The organism is Bacillus sp. FSL L8-0193 (assembly GCF_037976065.1).
GTDB lineage: Bacteria > Bacillota > Bacilli > Bacillales > Bacillaceae > Bacillus > Bacillus paralicheniformis.
The window spans coordinates 539,615-555,348 of the sequence record NZ_CP150261.1 but is presented as its reverse complement, the minus strand read 5'-3'; the positions used below and the strand labels follow the sequence as shown (position 1 = coordinate 555,348).

Below are 15,734 nucleotides of genomic sequence, written 5' to 3'. Positions count from 1 at the left end.
TAAGACTGTTTTCAAAACGCAAACGTTTCGGCAAATCAAAAACCGCCCCGGCAAAAGCCGAAGCGGTCTCAATTATCATATTTATTCGAGCAAATAATTTATCCGCTGCCAAAGGCGGTCATTTGAATTTCGTAAAAGATCAGCATCTATCGTTCCGAGTTGAAAGTAAACACCATGGAATTTCTGATACAAGACAACGAAAGCCCTACCTCTCATTCGTCCTTGCGGCTCCGAAGCCGCGCCAGTGTGAATTGTGAAACAAAAAGTCTTTTTTCCCTCTATCCTGTTAGGGGCGGGTCAGAGGAAGAAATCAGTATCTTCTAAGAAAGAAAAAAGAAGTCTACTTTCCATTTATTTGCTCTTTTGCGTGTTCCTGTTTTTTATTATACTACAGTTCGTCCTTGATGACAAACTGTTAAGCACAGCGCGCTACAGATCCAGCGTGACCGGGGTGCTTTCACCTTCATTCATCAGTCTGATTTCCGAAGGCTCAATCTCAAGCACGGTCAAGTTCGGATCGTCTTTTCCGTCAAACCAGCGCTCAAGCTTTTCATCCCAGATTTTGTCCTTTAAATCTTTTGAATGGTTGAGCTTTGCCGTACCTGTGATTTCAAGGTATGCATCGCCTAATCCCTCGCCGTTATAACCCAACAGCACGTGGACGTTCGGATTGTTATCAATTTCTTCTGCCTTGTGCGTCTCATCGCTTGTCGGTGTATAAAGCGTCAGCCCGTCGTGGAAAAAGGTCATGTAGCGGGAATGAGGCTTGCCGCTTTCGACCGTTGCAAGCGAACCAATTTTATGATGATCGAGAATGTCGAGCACTTTGTTCTTCAATTGCTGCTGATCCATTTTAAGTTCCCTCCTTTGTATCGTCTCCACTGTTACTTTTCCACAATGTCTTGTATATTAAACAATTGAACGGAGGTTTTTGACGTGAATATTTTCATATCGTTTGATGCTGAGGCTGATATGGGCTACATTGCTTTGACGGAAAACCGTGCCGGGTCTGCCGCAGCAACCGATGATATCGGCAATACGGCTTTGGCTGCAGACTTTGACCGCCATCAGCGGATGATCGGTGTCGAATTTCCGGGGAAGGCGGCTCCGGAAATAGCGCGGCTTGGAACGCTGACCGGCAGAAAACACAAACTTGAACCGGCTTTCCTAAACGGCGCCCGCGTTCATCGGTTTCGACCGACGTCACAGGAAGCGGTCAAAACACTTTGTGTGAACGGTGTTCAATTTTATTTTGCCGATCATGACGGACAACGCTTCATCGGCTTTGATGTGTTTGATCGGACGGAAAAAAGCGAATGAGATTGGCTCCCATTCGCTAAATTCTCGGGTCTGTGAACACATCGTGATCATCGGTGCTTGTTGAAGAAAACTCCGTAACCACAGCACCTTCACTCCCCGCTTTGAACCAATGTTTCGTATCCGGCGGAATCGTGTACTGTTCGCCGGGTGTGAGCTGAATTTCGTGCCAAACGGTGAAATGCTCGATATCTTCGTGCGGCGGCAGAACGGCCGGGACTTCCGTTTTTTCTCCTTCTACATACAAATACACTTTTCCGTATCTGCACCTGAATGTCTCTTCTTTCCCTTCCTGCCCGTCTACGGGAGGATGCCGGTGTTCGGGGCATGTTTGTTCAGGGAATAATACAAGCTCTTTGGCACAGTAGCGGTCTGTGTTGACATAGACGAACAGCTGAAGTCCCAGCTTATTCAGCTTATTTAAACCGTAGTCCATGATTTGGATGTTTTCTTTATCATCGTCGCTCAACGCGATGCCCGCTTTTTCGTAGTATTCGATTACGTCTTCCTTTGTCACCTTCACACGAGCTTCCCCCTTTTATGTCGTGATAAAGTCTCCGCCGTTGACGTGGAGGGTCTGCCCTGTCATATACGAAGAATCGTCAGATGCTAAAAGCACATAGCAGCCCACATGATCCACCGGCTGACCTGGACGGCCCATCGGTGTATTTGTACCGAACTTCGCCACTTCCTCACCTGAAAATGTGGACGGGATCAGCGGCGTCCAAATCGGTCCCGGTGCAACGGCATTGACACGGATGCCGTCTTTGACGAGCGCCTGTGACATCGACCGTGTAAATGCATTGATCGCACCTTTTGTTGCCGTGTAGTCAATCAGCTGCGGATTGCCCCGGTAAGGGTTGATCGATGTTGTATTGATGATCGCGCTGCCCGGCTCCAAATAATCGATCGCTTTTTTTGTAAAGTAGAAATAAGAGAAGAAATTTGTTTTAAATGTTTTCTCAAGCTGTTCACTGGAAATCTCTTTAATGCTGTCTTTTGGATGCTGTTCGGCCGCATTATTGACAAGAATATCAAGACGGCCCAGCTCCTTTACAGTCTGTTCAACCGCGTCATTGCAAAATGCTTCGTCTCTGACGTCTCCGGGAAGCAGCATGCATTTGACGCCTTCTTTTTCAACCCGCGCTTTCGTCTCCTGAGCGTCCTCATGTTCATTTAAGTAGGCGATCGAGATGTCCGCGCCTTCTTTAGCATAGGCAACGGCAACTGCCCTGCCGATTCCGCTGTCGCCCCCTGTAATCAGTGCGACCTTTCCTTTCAATTTATCCGTCCCTTTGTAATTTTCATCTTCATAGATCGGACGCGGGTTCATGACGCTTTCGATGCCGGGCTGACGGTCTTGCGTCTGTGCCGGCTGTCCGTTTGTCTGCTGATTGCGCAAATCCATTTGTGATTCCTCCCTTTAGCTGATATTACTAGACTTTTAACCGGAGAAATTTTTGTTTAAACATGACCGTGTGCGCGAAAAATGAAGAAAGCCCCGGGTGACCGGGGCTTTTACCACTCTTTATCCTGTATAAACCGGTGAAACAACACGTTCAGCCTTCCGTACAGCTGCTCGCGGTCTCCGGTCTGGTACGCTTTTATACTTTCGTCACTTTCAATCATCGAAGAGCTGATCAAGCTCAAAATCTCGGAACCTTCCGGAGACAGATCGGCCGGCGCCAGCATGATAAGCATCCGCGTCATCTTCATGACGCTTCCGTCCATCCCTTTGATCTCGAACGGTTTGGATAGATCATAAGCTTTAAAGAGGGGAATCGCGGCCGCTTCGCTTTTTAAATGGAACAGTGCGAAGGTGGTTCCGGGAATGCCGAGGCCCCCCTGTGCTTCTCTTGTCATCAGCCCGCCGGCCATCTGCCCTGCATCCGTAACCAGACCTTGATCTTCAAGGGTGCTGCAAAGGCGTTTGACCGTATGTTCCAGGCTTGATTCAGCTTCCAGCGTTTCAACTGTAAAATGGCTCAGTAAATGTTGAATGCCGGCTGCGTAATGGCCGATTTTCCGCGCAATCTGAAGCATATCAGGAAACGGCTCCGGTTTTTTGGGAGCCATCCGCTTTTTCCGAAGGATGAGCGGGATTTTCCGGGTGAGCTGGTGTTTGATCTGTTTCACATCTTCTGTGTCAAGGAGCGGACTGACGGTGACGCAGTCAATGTTTTCATATGGGATCGGCACGGTTGAAACGATGATGTCATAGGCACCGGTATTTTTCGATTTCAGCTCCATCAGCGAGGATATCTCAAAGGAAGCGATTTCAGGAAGCTCTTTTTTCAGCCGCGAGGCCAGCATCTTTGATGAACCGATTCCGCTCGAACAAATCACGAGCGCGCTGATGTCTACTTTTTGTTTGCTCATCTCAAGCGCCGATCCAAAGTGAAGGACGATAAAAGCAATTTCTTCATCTGGAAACCGGATTTCCGGAAAAAATGTTTCGACGCCTTCCTCTATGGCCATATATAAGAGAAAATAATCTTTTTTGACCTGTTCTGTTAACGGATTATGCACCGACATCTTTTCTTTGATCCGGATGATCGCCGGTTCAAGGTGGGCGATTAATCCTTCATAAAGCGAATGGTTGCCTGTTAAATTCGTGCCCGTTTTTTGCGAGATGAAATCGATCAGCTTTTTCGTCCTGAGGGCGGTATCCAGCTCGATATCTTCCGCTCTGTAGTCGATTTTGAAGCTTTTGTTGGCACTTCTTAAATGCATCGTTATATAACCCGCCTCAGCTTCGGGGATCTTCACGTGAAACGCATTTTCAAGCTCCTTTGCAAGCGCAAGCGCCAGTTCAAACTCTTTCGTACGCTTCAGGTCCGTCAATTCTTCTTCATTCATATTAATCATTTCACCGAGCTGTATCCGCTCGATCGCAAACGTCAAGTGGACGACGAGAGCGATGTATGCACTGTCGGAAAGGGAAAGCCCATACTTTTCTTTCATCTGAAACAGCACTTTTTCCGCTTTCAGCAATTTCCCCCTGCTGACGACACCGAATATTTTCTCCGGCGCTTCGTTCTTGCCTTTAATATTCATTTCGATTGTTTCCAGAAACTGCTGAACATCGAGCTTGTCGGCCATCAAGTTTCCGACGATTTTTCGCTTGGCATCCTCCGGCCCCCTCAGCTCTATGCCGTAGCCTCTTTTTCTGATCAGCGACAGGCCGAACGGAGCGATCCACTTCTCCAGCTCGTCAAGATCGTTGCTGATCGTTGCCGTCGTCACCTGCAAGTCATTGGCGATTGTATAAAGCTTGATCGGTTCTCCCGCTTCAAGCATCGCGCATAAAATCAAAAGCTTTCGTTCATCGGCACTGTATTCGACATGGCTGTCCCGGGACAGATCTTCAAGAAGCCGCTGTTTGTCTCTGTAGACACCTACCAGTTTCAAGCCTTTTCCCGGCTGCTTATCAAGTTGAAGACTGTACTTGTCCAGAACGGATTTAACCGCTTTGAGCTCGCGGTGGACCGTTCTTGTGCTGACTTCAATATAGTCGGCAATTTCATTGACTTTGACATAGCGGTTTTGATGCAAAAGGTATTTCATCAATTTTTGTTCCCTTGCTGTCATATACATAAAACGCCGCCTCCGGTGTTGTCGTTTTTGCGGGAGTGAAAGGGGGTCCGGCGGTTGAAACGGTATCCCTATCATAAAACGCTGTTAAGAAATCTTCAATTCGAACTAATTAATTTTTTATTAAAATCTTCAAGAAGTGAAGAAACATCAGCCCACAGCTGATGTTTCCAGGTTAGGTTGCATCTGCGCCGCCCTGTTCATACATTCTGTTTCGGCAGCCCCCGCCCGGCTGCCGAACTTTTCCCGATTCTATCTGAAACTATGCTTTCAAATGGCTGATCACCAGTTTGAATAAAGAATGATCCTCTTTTAGTCCGCATACATCTCGAAGCACGCCTTCATAGCCTTTTTCAGCGATCATGCTTTGAAGCTCAACGGCTTCCGGATCATCGGCACAATCAAACTGCAGCGCCAAGGCAATACCTTCTGCAAGGCGGACAGGTTCAAAGCCGAGGTCGCAAAGCTTTCTGGCCGGGCCGACAAGACGGTCATCCCTGCCAAGCTTGCGAAGCGGCGACCTGGCCACACGGGTGACATCGTCTGATAGGCATTCATTTTCAAAGCGCCCGATAATTTTTGTCATATATGCCCGGTGCTCTTCCTGTGTAAAATCGTATGTCTGAACAAGGTACCGGCCTGTTTCTTCAAGCGCGCCTGCTACCGTTTGACGGACCTCCGGGTGGTGAATCGCGGCTTTTATCGTCTTCAAACCTTTCTTATAGCCGGCATACGCCGCCATGGCATGTCCGGTATTGACCGTAAACAGCTTTCTTTCGATGAATGGCGCGAGATCCGGTACATATGTCACACCTTCAATATCCGGCACTTTTCCCGCGAATTCCGTTTGATCGACGGCCCATTCGAAAAAAGGCTCCACCGTTACTTTCAACAGATCATCATGATGCTGGATCGGCACAATTCTGTCGACTGCCGAGTTCGGAAAACCGACTGAATCGCTGATTGCGGCGCGCTCTGTTTCAGTTAAGCGGGCAAAAATCTCCTCGCGAAGATGAGCGCTGCCTCCGATCATATTCTCGCAAGCTATGATGTTTAAAGGCTGTGTATTTAGTTTTATCCGGCGCTTCAAACCTTCTGCAATCGGCTCTGCGATCAGCTTAAGAACCGCAGGGCCCACCGCAGTGGTGACAAGGTCGGCTTTCGCTATGAAATCATACAATTCGTCAAGCTGGGTCGCACTGTTGATCGCCCGAACCGGGCCAATCGTTTCCTGCTTCCTTCCGGCATCGGCCAATTCGACGATATAGCGGCCCTTGTCGTTCAGTTCCTTGATCACGGCATCGTTTACATCGGCGAACACGACATCATACCCCGATTTGCAGAGCAAGGCTCCGATAAATCCCCGGCCGATGTTCCCCGCACCGAAATGCAGTGCAATCATATTTGGTCACCTTCTTCAAAAACCGCCATTAACTCGTCTTCATTTTTCGCATTGATGATCCGTTCGACGTTGTCCGCTTCTGAGCAGACGATCGCTATCTTTGACAAAATGTCTAAATGCTCATCATTTTTCCCGGCAATGCCAAAGATCACTTTAGCGATATTGCCATCGCCGTATTCGACACCTTCCGGAAGCTGGATCACGGATATTCCGGAGTGAAGAACATCCCGCTTGCTGTCTTCCGTACCATGCGGAATAGCGATTGCGTTCCCCATGTAAGTGGAAGTGAGGCCTTCCCTCTCCAACATTTTCTCGATATAATCCGCGGTCACATAGCCGGCGTCAACCAGCGCCTTTCCGGCCAGCCTGATCGCTTCTTCCTGCGTTGCGGCAGATTGATTGAGATGAATGTTTTCTTTTGCAAGTACTGGTTTCATTGGGAAATCACTCTCTTTCATACATGTTGTGTGAGCCTGATTGACAGGCTCACGGATTCTCAAACTTTACTTTTTAAGCTGATTGATCAGTTCATCGTATTTGGGACTGTTAAGGAAATTTTCCACTGATATGTGTCTAGCGTTTGGAAGCTTCGCTTTTGCGCGTTCCGTTAAGTCTTTATGCGTAATGACGATGTCGGCATCTCCAGGCAGATTATTGATCGATGTATTGGATACGTCGATATCGAGTTCTGCTTTTTTGACTTTGTTTTTCAAAATCGATGCCCCCATCGCACTGGAGCCCATTCCGGCATCACACGCGAAAATGATCTTGCCGACATTTTCGTAAGTTGCCTCTGATTCTTCCGCTTCATCAGCCGAAGTCAATGCAGAAACGGCTTGGCTCTTCTTACCTTTCATTTGCTGCATTTTTTCCGCTGCGGCTGTTAAATCTTCTTCGCCGGCTTTAGACGTTTTCAAAATCAAAGAAGCTACAATGAATGAAACGGCTGCCGCGACGAGAACACCAAGGATCACACCGATGTGGTTGCCTTTCGGCGTCATCGCCAGCACCGCAATAATGCTTCCCGGTGAAGGAACAGCCGCCAGCCCCGCATTAAAGATGGAGAATGTCAGCACACCGCTCGCTCCGCCCGCTATTGCAGCCAGGATTAACAGCGGTTTCATCAGAATGTAAGGGAAATAAATTTCGTGAATCCCGCCAAGGAAGTGAATCACTGCAGCGCCCGGGGCGGTCTGCTTTGATGTGCCTTTTCCAAAAATCATGTAAGCTAAAAGAATCCCGAGACCCGGACCTGGGTTCGCCTCCAAAAGGAATAAAATCGATTTTCCTGTCTGGGCGGCCTGTTCAATACCAATCGGGCTCAAAATACCGTGGTTAATCGCATTGTTAAGGAAAAGAACTTTCGCAGGCTCTACAAAAATACTTGCCAATGGAAGCAGATTCGCATTGACGATCACTTCCACGCCGGCCGCCAATGTTTTGTTCAAGCCGAGCACCACCGGACCGATCGCAAGAAAGCCGAGCACTGCCAAAACGAAACCGAGAATTCCGGCTGTAAAGTTGTTGATCAGCATTTCAAATCCGGAACGGACCTTATCTTTGAAAAGCCTGTCCGTCAATTTCATCAGGAAGCCGCCCAGCGGCCCCATGATCATCGCGCCGAGGAACATCGGAATGTCCGCACCGACAATAACACCCATCGCTGCAGTCGCACCGACGACGCCTCCGCGGTGGTCGTACACCATCTTACCGCCCGTGTATCCGATCAAGAGCGGCAGCAGAAATTTGATCATCGGATCAACCAATGAAGCAAGCGCCTCATTCGGCATCCATCCCGTCGGAATAAACAGGGCGGTAATGATCCCCCATGCGATAAATGCACCGATATTCGGCATGATCATTCCGCTCAAATAGCTTCCGAAACGTTGAATCTTTACTTTGAAATCTGGATTTTGTCTTTCTTCCATTTCATAACCCTCCTTTGTTGTCCTTTAAAGCCTGTGATAAAAAAATGATGTCGAATAATGTCGGCTCCTTGTCTTTATATTAAAACGCTTACAGATGACTGCTCAATTGAAAGAAAACGGCACTTTGGCAGGAGCCGTGTGACAAAATTTAATAGTTTCATTTTTTAGTCTGGTTTCGGCTGCCGCGGCCGACTCGAGGAAAATAAAGGCTCGCTGAAGAATTGCATAAAAAAAGACCATTCCTGATTGGAATGGTCTTTCTTCATCATATTCAGCTTTTCAGCGGCCCGTAGCCCGCCGCTCGCAAATTTTCCGCCATCGCTTCATACCCTCTGCTGTTTGGATGTACGCGGTCAATTGACAAATATTCTTGTTCGTGTCCTTTAAAGACAGCATAAGTATCGATCACCTTGATTTGCGGAGCGGACTCGAGCTGTTTTAAATGCCTGTTAAAGCCGGAAATCCATTTGTCCGCTAATTCGATCGACGGAAAAGGGTTGTATAAATTGAGAAGACGGACGAGGTAACGCGTATCTTTGTCTCCCTTTATGTCTCCGATTTTCTCAAGCATGCCTGAGTAGTTTTTCTGACAGTGTGAGGAAGCTTCCAAAAAGACGTGTTCATCCTTTTCTTTTTCATATATCTCCAGCGATTGCAGAAGGTCATTGCCGCAGCCCGTTATCGTGATGACGTCCGCTTTTTTGACCTGTTCCATGATGAACGGCTCGTTCAGCATCGCCAGAATGTCCGACGTTTCAAGACCCGATTTCGCAAATACAAGCAAAGAAACGCATTCGTTCAAATCCTCTTCCATTTTCCTTTTATAGCGCTGGACAAACCCCGGCTCAAACAAACCTGCACCGACCCCGACGGTTAGAGAATCGCCGAGAGCCGTATATTGAAGCGTCATATCCTTTCCCCCTCCGGTATGCCGTTTTTTCGCGGCAGCTACCATATATGTACTCGGCAGAGGCTCGAAAGGATACTTTTCTTTTTTCCTAAAAACCTAATTTTCTCGAAATGTCAAGCGCCGCCTTTTTCACTCTTTCGGTCAAGTAAGGAAGACGGTCTTTCTGAAAGCGGGCTTCAAACCCGGCGATGCTGATCCCCGCCGCAACTTCGCGCTTATGATTGAAAATCGGCGCGGCGATCGCAGAGGTGTAGTCTTCGAGCTCCGAATGACTGACCGTGCAGCCGCTCCGGTACGACTCATTCAAAATGCGGATCAGCTCGTTCTTATCCCGGATCGTACCGGAAGCGATCGGCACCAGCTCTGTTTTCTTGATATAGGCATCCCGCTCTTCTTCAGGCAAAAATGTCAGAATGCTTCTTGCGCAGGCTCCGGCATATAAAGGGGACCGCCTCCCGATCGCTGTATAGAGGCGAACGGTCTGCGTGCCCTCAATTTTTTCTATATACATCGCTTCATTTCCCTGCCTCACGATCAAATGGACGGCTTCATCCACGTCATCGCGGAGTTCTTCCATGATAGGCAGAGCGATTTTTCGGATATCAAGCCTTTCTGAAACAAGGTGGCCGTATTGCAAAAACAGCAGTCCTAAAGCATACATCCCGTTCTCGTCACGGTCGAGAAAACCCATTTCTTCGAGAGAACAAACCATGCGGTAGACAGATGTTTTCGGCATGCCTGTCAGCTCAATCATGTCGCCCAGTGAGAGCCTTTCTCTCGTCAGGAACAGATTGAGCAGGGTCATAGCTTTGACAACTGTTTTGTTTTTATGTTCCATGCCTTCCCCCTCCTGATACACATCACACCTATCATAACATGTATTCAAGCTTCAATCGGGCGGAAAGTTCGCTGATTTTCGTCTCCCGTTCGATGTAAATGCGCTCTGCTTCCTGAAGGCTGACAAGCTGAAACTGTACCTGCTCGCCCGGCATCATCTGCGTCACCTGTGAAAAATCGGCGGATACGATATGGGCGATTCTCGGATATCCGCCCGCTGTCTGTCTGTCTGCGAGAAGAACGATCGGATTGCCGTCAGGCGGCACCTGAATCGTTCCGAACGATACCGCTTCAGAGATCATTTCCAGCGGCTGAGTGAGTTCGAGCGCTTCTCCTTGAAGACGGTACCCCATCCGGTCGGATTTGGCCGTCACCCGGAATGTATCCGCGAAAAAGCGTTCTTGCGATGATGAGGTGAAGCAAGCGAACTGATCGCCTTTGATGACACGAATGACCGGATTCTTTTTTAACGGGAGAAAATATTTGCGGTCGACAGCCCACTTCGGAGCCCCAAAGCCTAAGCCATCGCCATGGTCTGCAAGCTTTCTGTACATCGCTTCCGACAACGGCGTCGGGCTGCCTAGCGATAACACGTCTCCCTTTTGAAGCGCCCTTCCTTGAAAACCGCCGAGCCCTGCTCTGACATATGTGCTTTTGCTTTCCATCACAGGCGGCACATCAACCCCCCCGGCTACCGCCATATATGCACGGCTACCGCGCTTGCACATGCCGAATGTCAACACACTGCCTTCTTTGATGAAAACCGGACGCCAAAGCGGGACTTCTTCGTCATTTACCATCAGTGAAAAGTCAGCGCCCGTCACCGCTATAAGAGCCGGTTTTTGAAAGCGGAGAGACGGCCCCGGTCCCATCAGCGTCACTTCAAGCGCAGCTTCGTTCTGGCTGTTCCCCGCGAGCAGATTGGCAATCCGCAAAGAATCGGCATCCATGGCCCCGCTGACAAGCACGCCGTATTTTTGAAAACCTGCACGGCCCAAGTCTTGAACCGTCGTCATCAGACCCGGCTTTAACACTTCTATGCTCAAGATTTTCCCTCCTTCAGCGCGTGATACTCCTCTTCTGTCACGCTGACAAATTTCACGATATCCCCTGCTCTCAGAAGGCTCGGAGGCTGTTCATAAGGCTTGAATAATTCAAGCGGCGTATTGCCGATCAGCTGCCAGCCGCCCGGCGTTGAAAGGGGATAGACGCCTGTTTGCATGCCGGCGATTCCTACTGAGCCGGCGGGAATCGTAGTCCGCGGAGAGGACCGCCGCGGCGCGGCTATCTTTTCAGACATTCCGCCTAAGTAAGGGAAGCCCGGCGCAAAGCCGATCATATAAACGAGGTACTCACCCGAGGTGTGAATATCGATGACTTCCTGTGCAGTCAGTCCGTTGATGTCGGCCACTTCCTCCAAATCAGGGCCGAAACGGCCGCCGTAACAAACCGGAATTTCCACCGTACGCTGATTTGTTTCTTCTTCCATTGTGAGCTCTTGGAGATGATGTTCGATGAGGGCTTTTACCTTTTCATACGGAGAATCAACAGCCTTGCCGCTCTCCATCTTGCGGTATACTTCAAACGGCTGATAGAAAACGGTCACACTCGTGAAAGCCGGCACACACTCAATAAAACCGGGAAACGGATCGTTTTCAATCCGCTTTGTCAGTGCACTGACGACACGATGCGTCTGTTCGCTTATCCCCTCTCCGAGCTGAATGATAACCGCGGAGTCGCCGAGCGGAGACATTGTCACATTCGATAGATTTTTCATTCTGTTTCACCTTGCCTTTCATCCCCTTAAATCAAAAATCAATACAGATAAACCACTCTGTATTGATTTTGAGATCCTATAACACGCCAAATTGTTCGTCCCGAACATCGGTAACAAGCATATGGCCGGGCGAATGCGTGATCATCAGCTCCGGCTTTACGTGCATGGCGACGGCCTGAGGGGTGACGCCGCATGCCCAAAATACCGGAACTTCTCCTTTTTTTATCGTGACCGCATCGCCGAAATCGGGTTTTGCGATGTCTGTTATACCGATGGCTTCAGGACTGCCGATATGGACAGGTCCTCCGTGAACAGCGGGAAACCTTGATGTAACCTGAACGGCACGCACCGCCTGCTCTTCCGGAACCGGCCTCATACTGACAACCATCGGCCCTTGAAAACGGCCTGCCGGGACACAAGGAATATTCGTTTGATACATCGGAACATTTCGCTTTTCTTCAATGTGTCTGACAGGGATTCCGTTATTGATTAACGCTTGTTCAAACGTAAAGCTGCAGCCGATTAAAAAACCGACCATGTCGTTTTCCCATAAAGAATGGATATCGGTCACTTCATCCGCCAATTCGCCGCGCCTGTATACGCGGTATTTCGGAAAATCGGTGCGGATATCGGCATCCGGCGCCGTGATGGACGGAACCGGAGATCCGGGATCTGTGACATCGAGAATCGGACACGGCTTTTGATTGCGCTGGCAAAACAGCAAAAACTCAAAAGCGAGCTCTTTTTTCAAAATCACCAGGTTTGCCTGGGTAAAACCCCCGGCCATCCCGGCTGTCGGACCCGTTATTTCGCCTTTTCGAATCAGGGCCCTGACTTCGTCAGGGCGCATTTCATTTACATGACGCAACGATATCATCCCCATAACTTAGGAATTTCATTGATTAACGTATAGCCTCCCATGATGGCCATAACAATAACGACCAGAACACCCGGAATTGTAAGCCAGATCGGATGCCTGTAGTCGCCGACAATATTCTTCTTATGCGCGCCGATCAGAAGGGATCCGAGTGCGATAGGCAAAATTAAGCCGTTTAATGCGCCGGCAAGAACGAGAAGGTTGACCGGCTTTCCAATTGTTACAAAACAAAGCGTTGATACAATAATAAAGACAATTATAATGCCGCGCGAATTCTTTTCGATTTTCGGAGAAAACGTTTTAAAGAATGATACCGACGTATAAGCAGCGCCGATTACAGATGTAACGGCAGCTCCCCACATGACGAGGCCGAAAATTTTGTAGCCGATATTTCCCGCAGCAAGCTGGAAGACAGAAGCCGGCGGGTTATCCGGATTAATGTGCAGGCCTTTTGAGACGACTCCAAGTACAGCAAGGAAAAGCGCAATTCTCATGACAGATGTGATCAAAATGCCGGAAACAGAGCTTTTCGTTACTTCAGGAATCGCAGCCCTCCCTTTAACACCCGCATCAAGCAAACGGTGTCCGCCGGCAAATGTAATGTATCCGCCGACCGTACCGCCGACAAGCGTCACAATCGCAAGAATGTCGATATTATCAGGCATGATCGTTTTTGTTACTGCTTCTCCAACCGGAGGACCGGTCGTAATCGCAACGTACACCACTAATAAAATCATGACAAAGCCCGCGATCAGCGTAAACCGGTCCATCGCTTTTCCCGCTTCTTTAATGACAAAGATCAAAACCGCGATCGCGGCGCTGATGATCGCACCCGTCTGCGGTGTAATGCCGAATAAAACCTGGAGGCCGAGACCGGCGCCTCCGATATTGCCGATGTTGAAAGCAAGCCCGCCCAGAACGACGAGAAATGCGATGACATAGCCGAGTCCCGGAAAGACGAGGTTGGCGATTTCCTGCCCTCTTTTTTCAGAAACCGCAATGATTCTCCATACATTGGTTTGAACGAAGATATCTAAAATGATGGAAACGAGGATGACAAAGCCGAAGCTTGCAGCCAAGCTCTGTGTAAAGACTGTGGTTTGCGTTAAAAATCCCGGCCCGATTGAGGATGTGGCCATTAAAAAAGCGGCGCCCAAAAGCAACGTCCAGTTGCTTGATGACGCTTTTGTTTTTTTATTTTGTTTCAAATGGTATTCCTCCTTTTGTCAACATCATGTAGAAAAAGCTTGTATTTTAATATCTGCTGCTCTGAGTTCACGGCGGATTTTTTTCGCAAACTGAAGCGCGTGTGCACCATCTCCGTGAATGCACACCGTATCTGCTTTAAGGCTGACATCCGTTCCTTGCAGGCTGCGGACTTTGCCTTCTTTGACCATGCGGATCACCTGACCGACGGCTTCATCATCATCATGAATCAGCGCATCATTCTGGCGGCGGGAAGTCAGCGTTCCGTCTTCCTGATATGTACGGTCGGCGAACACTTCGTGAGCCGTTTTCAAACCGGCTCTTTCACCGGCAAGCACAAGTTCGCTTCCCGCCAAACCGAATAAAATCAGTTCCGGGTCTGTTTGATAAACTGCACGCGCGATCGCATCCGACAGTTCCCGGCTTTGCGCCGCCATATTATACAGTGCGCCATGGGGTTTCACATGCTGCATGGTCACACCTTCGGCTTTTAAAAATCCTGAAAGCGCACCGATTTGATACACGACAAGATCGTATGCTTCTTCAGGCGTAATCGCCATATTGCGGCGCCCGAATCCCGCTAAATCGGGAAGTCCCGGATGCGCGCCGATTTTCACGCCTTTTTCCGCCGCCATTTTGACGGTTTTGCGCATGACGCCAGGGTCTCCGGCATGAAATCCGCAAGCGATGTTGGCTGATGTAACAAATTCGAGAATCTCCTCATCGAGCCCGATTTTATAAGCGCCGAAGCTTTCTCCAAGATCGCAGTTTAAATCAACTTGATTCATCAAATCCCCCCTATATATTGATGCACATTCGGTCGAATTTTAGTATATCCCTCATTTTGTTCCGATTTTCGGAACCTTAATTCCGAATAATCAAACTTGAATAGATTATATCAAGGATTTGCCCGCTTGGCATCATATTGTTAGAAAACCTCACATAAAATAAATCATTTTTCCTAAAAAGTTTTAGCTGAAAAACCTGATTTCACAAGGTTTTTTCAACTTGCTTCAGTCCATGAATATTTTTTATTTTGCACAAAAAAAAGAGCCGCAAATCGGCTCTTTTTTCGGCTAGGACAATACCCAATGCCTGATCGCTTTTGCGACTCCGTGTTCGATATTGGAATCCGTGATCCAGTCTGCGGTTTCTTTGACGATTTCCTGGGCGTTCCCCATGGCAACGCCTAAACCCGCTTCTTTGATCATGGCGATATCATTTAAACTGTCTCCGACCGCCATCACGTGTTCCATCGTAAAGCCGAGGCGCTCGCATACTTTTGCCAAAGCGGCCGCTTTATTGATCCCGATGGCGTTTACTTCAATATTGGTCGGGCTTGAATTGCTGACTTCCAATTCTTTGTTCTTTTTCAGCTCTTCCAGGACCCGGTTTCTGACGTCGTCATCCGGAATATCAAAGCCGAATTTCAGCCATTCATACGCCTGAATATCCTCAGGAAACTCGCCTCTCCACACTTTATCGACGCTGGCGGCCCAGAAATCGGTGTTGTGCAGATTGCGCAAATCCCACATCATTTGGACATGATCGGGATGAAGCAGCTGACGCTCGACCAGGTTGAAAGACGAATCCCAAATTTCACTGCCGTTTGCCGTGATCAAAAAAGAAGACAGTTCGAGCGACTCCGCCAACTCCCGGCACGTCATCAGCGTCCGGCCGGTGCTGAGCACGACATAAATCCCTTTTTCCTCTGCTTCTTTAATCGCATTTCTGTTTTCATCAGAAATGGTCTGTTCATCATTTAATAGTGTTCCATCCATATCCAGAGCTACTAGCTTCACATCGATTCGATCTCTTTGACTGACTGACACGATATTTAAGATACCTCACTTTTTTTAGGCTTTTATCTATTCTAATATAAAAAT

16 protein-coding genes are annotated in these 15,734 nt (G+C 48.6%); 1 reads left to right on the top strand and 15 read right to left on the bottom strand.

What is annotated here, in order from left to right; all coding sequences use genetic code 11:
- Positions 1 to 429 precede the first annotated feature (429 nt).
- Complete coding sequence (locus MHH76_RS02760; RefSeq protein WP_023857899.1) at positions 430 to 852, bottom strand: pyridoxamine 5'-phosphate oxidase family protein; 423 nt, start codon at positions 850 to 852, stop codon at positions 430 to 432.
- Between the two features lie 84 nt (positions 853 to 936).
- Here MHH76_RS02760 and MHH76_RS02755 point away from each other — a divergent pair, with 84 nt between their 5' ends.
- Positions 937 to 1,320, top strand: a complete 384-nt coding sequence (locus MHH76_RS02755) for a DUF2283 domain-containing protein (protein ID WP_025810091.1) — start codon at positions 937 to 939, stop codon at positions 1,318 to 1,320.
- Positions 1,321 to 1,336: 16 nt separating this feature from the next.
- Here MHH76_RS02755 and MHH76_RS02750 read toward each other — a convergent pair whose 3' ends face one another.
- From MHH76_RS02750 to MHH76_RS02685, 14 genes are all read right to left on the bottom strand, one after another.
- Positions 1,337 to 1,840 (bottom strand): D-lyxose/D-mannose family sugar isomerase, encoded by a 504-nt coding sequence (locus tag MHH76_RS02750; RefSeq protein ID WP_020450216.1) that lies wholly within the window; start codon positions 1,838 to 1,840, stop codon positions 1,337 to 1,339.
- 15 nt (positions 1,841 to 1,855) lie between these two features.
- Positions 1,856 to 2,725, bottom strand: coding sequence for an SDR family oxidoreductase (locus tag MHH76_RS02745; RefSeq protein WP_043054067.1), 870 nt, complete (start codon positions 2,723 to 2,725; stop codon positions 1,856 to 1,858).
- Positions 2,726 to 2,835: 110 nt separating this feature from the next.
- Positions 2,836 to 4,914 (bottom strand): BglG family transcription antiterminator, encoded by a 2,079-nt coding sequence (locus MHH76_RS02740; RefSeq protein WP_023857902.1) that lies wholly within the window; start codon positions 4,912 to 4,914, stop codon positions 2,836 to 2,838.
- Positions 4,915 to 5,173: 259 nt separating this feature from the next.
- Positions 5,174 to 6,313 carry a mannitol-1-phosphate 5-dehydrogenase gene (locus tag MHH76_RS02735; protein WP_039073224.1) on the bottom strand — a complete coding sequence of 380 codons (1,140 nt, stop codon included), beginning with the start codon at positions 6,311 to 6,313 and terminating at the stop codon, positions 5,174 to 5,176.
- A complete protein-coding gene (locus tag MHH76_RS02730) occupies positions 6,310 to 6,750 on the bottom strand; it encodes a PTS sugar transporter subunit IIA (protein ID WP_023857905.1) in 441 nt (146 codons plus the stop codon). The genes MHH76_RS02735 and MHH76_RS02730 overlap by 4 nt, the downstream gene beginning before the upstream one ends.
- Positions 6,751 to 6,816: 66 nt before the next feature.
- Positions 6,817 to 8,241, bottom strand: coding sequence for a PTS mannitol transporter subunit IICB (locus MHH76_RS02725; protein ID WP_023857906.1), 1,425 nt, complete (start codon positions 8,239 to 8,241; stop codon positions 6,817 to 6,819).
- Positions 8,242 to 8,512: 271 nt separating this feature from the next.
- Complete coding sequence (locus MHH76_RS02720) at positions 8,513 to 9,151, bottom strand: GDSL-type esterase/lipase family protein (RefSeq protein ID WP_020450209.1); 639 nt, start codon at positions 9,149 to 9,151, stop codon at positions 8,513 to 8,515.
- Positions 9,152 to 9,239: 88 nt separating this feature from the next.
- A complete protein-coding gene (locus MHH76_RS02715) occupies positions 9,240 to 9,989 on the bottom strand; it encodes an IclR family transcriptional regulator (protein WP_023857908.1) in 750 nt (249 codons plus the stop codon).
- 31 nt (positions 9,990 to 10,020) lie between these two features.
- Positions 10,021 to 11,034 carry a biotin-dependent carboxyltransferase family protein gene (locus tag MHH76_RS02710; protein WP_043054066.1) on the bottom strand — a complete coding sequence of 338 codons (1,014 nt, stop codon included), beginning with the start codon at positions 11,032 to 11,034 and terminating at the stop codon, positions 10,021 to 10,023.
- On the bottom strand, positions 11,031 to 11,765 hold the full coding sequence (gene pxpB, locus MHH76_RS02705; RefSeq protein ID WP_025810103.1) for a 5-oxoprolinase subunit PxpB: 735 nt from the start codon (positions 11,763 to 11,765) through the stop codon (positions 11,031 to 11,033). Before pxpB ends, MHH76_RS02710 begins: the two co-directional genes overlap by 4 nt.
- A 76-nt stretch (positions 11,766 to 11,841) precedes the next feature.
- Positions 11,842 to 12,642 carry a putative hydro-lyase gene (locus MHH76_RS02700; RefSeq protein WP_257419528.1) on the bottom strand — a complete coding sequence of 267 codons (801 nt, stop codon included), beginning with the start codon at positions 12,640 to 12,642 and terminating at the stop codon, positions 11,842 to 11,844.
- On the bottom strand, positions 12,639 to 13,850 hold the full coding sequence (locus MHH76_RS02695; RefSeq protein ID WP_025810105.1) for an NRAMP family divalent metal transporter: 1,212 nt from the start codon (positions 13,848 to 13,850) through the stop codon (positions 12,639 to 12,641). The genes MHH76_RS02700 and MHH76_RS02695 overlap by 4 nt, the downstream gene beginning before the upstream one ends.
- Before the next feature lie 24 nt (positions 13,851 to 13,874).
- The gene (gene pxpA, locus MHH76_RS02690; protein ID WP_023857912.1) at positions 13,875 to 14,636 is read right to left on the bottom strand and encodes a 5-oxoprolinase subunit PxpA; all 762 of its coding nucleotides are present in this window, start codon (positions 14,634 to 14,636) and stop codon (positions 13,875 to 13,877) included.
- Positions 14,637 to 14,924: 288 nt separating this feature from the next.
- Positions 14,925 to 15,680, bottom strand: a complete 756-nt coding sequence (locus MHH76_RS02685; protein WP_020450202.1) for a Cof-type HAD-IIB family hydrolase — start codon at positions 15,678 to 15,680, stop codon at positions 14,925 to 14,927.
- Between the last annotated feature and the right edge of the window lie 54 nt (positions 15,681 to 15,734).

Bases quoted from the DNA above. Each gene is read 5' to 3' on its own strand.
- pxpB (WP_025810103.1), bottom strand. From the start codon at position 11,765: ATGAAAAATCTATCGAATGTGACAATGTCTCCGCTCGGCGACTCCGCG.
- MHH76_RS02720 (WP_020450209.1), bottom strand. From the start codon at position 9,151: ATGACGCTTCAATATACGGCTCTCGGCGATTCTCTAACCGTCGGGGTC.
- pxpA (WP_023857912.1), bottom strand. From the start codon at position 14,636: ATGAATCAAGTTGATTTAAACTGCGATCTTGGAGAAAGCTTCGGCGCT.
- MHH76_RS02715 (WP_023857908.1), bottom strand. From the start codon at position 9,989: ATGGAACATAAAAACAAAACAGTTGTCAAAGCTATGACCCTGCTCAAT.
- MHH76_RS02700 (WP_257419528.1), bottom strand. From the start codon at position 12,642: ATGATATCGTTGCGTCATGTAAATGAAATGCGCCCTGACGAAGTCAGG.
- MHH76_RS02725 (WP_023857906.1), bottom strand. From the start codon at position 8,241: ATGGAAGAAAGACAAAATCCAGATTTCAAAGTAAAGATTCAACGTTTC.
- MHH76_RS02760 (WP_023857899.1), bottom strand. From the start codon at position 852: ATGGATCAGCAGCAATTGAAGAACAAAGTGCTCGACATTCTCGATCAT.
- MHH76_RS02735 (WP_039073224.1), bottom strand. From the start codon at position 6,313: ATGATTGCACTGCATTTCGGTGCGGGGAACATCGGCCGGGGATTTATC.
- MHH76_RS02740 (WP_023857902.1), bottom strand. From the start codon at position 4,914: ATGTATATGACAGCAAGGGAACAAAAATTGATGAAATACCTTTTGCAT.
- MHH76_RS02730 (WP_023857905.1), bottom strand. From the start codon at position 6,750: ATGAAACCAGTACTTGCAAAAGAAAACATTCATCTCAATCAATCTGCC.
- MHH76_RS02745 (WP_043054067.1), bottom strand. From the start codon at position 2,725: ATGGATTTGCGCAATCAGCAGACAAACGGACAGCCGGCACAGACGCAA.